Origin of the sequence: Puniceibacterium confluentis (assembly GCF_007923445.1) — a bacterium.
In the GTDB taxonomy this organism is placed as follows: Bacteria; Pseudomonadota; Alphaproteobacteria; order Rhodobacterales; family Rhodobacteraceae; genus Puniceibacterium; species Puniceibacterium confluentis.
Genome location: NZ_VOJI01000121.1, coordinates 1 through 559, shown reverse-complemented (window position 1 = coordinate 559; position 559 = coordinate 1). Strand labels below are relative to the sequence as shown.

The following is a 559-nucleotide window of genomic DNA, read 5'->3' as shown; positions in this document are numbered from 1 at the left end:
TCTGTTCGCAAAATTCCAACCTTCTAACATCGTCGTGTGGGTGAAGTTCTTGAACTGTTGTGAACGAATAGTCGTGCATTTTATGCTTTTTTAAAATAGCTTGAACCGCATAGAATGTTAAACCCAGGTCTTGAACTGCCGATCGAATTGACTGCCGTGGATAGGCATTAAAATATGCAAAGACATTAATTTCATTAATTTCTTCATTCGTAATAGGCTTAGGTCGAATACTTGCAGATCTCACTCTTCCATATTCTAAAAAATTCGATTCTATTCGTTTAAATTTCTGTCTGGTCATTGGAGTCAAATGGGGATATCTCTCATTGAACAAACGGCAAGTTCTTTGAATAATCTTGCGACATTCTCCATGAATATAAAATAAGTTCAAAATATCCGTGTTTGAATACCCTTGATTTTCCGGTAGATGATAGAAAAACGCAACTTGAATGGTTATGGTGCCAGTTAAAATAAGAACATCTTGTTGTCATTTCCATGGCTTGCAACTAAGAAAATTTTACGATTTCGATTAAACTCTATGAAAAACGTTAATAACTCGAAA

1 protein-coding gene is annotated in these 559 nt (G+C 34.9%); it reads right to left on the bottom strand.

Translation table 11 applies throughout. The annotated features are described in order from the left end of the window. On the bottom strand, positions 1 to 298 hold a 298-nt coding region (locus tag FOY53_RS23575), incomplete at its 3' end, for a hypothetical protein (RefSeq protein ID WP_222435346.1). Positions 299 to 559: the final 261 nt, after the last annotated feature.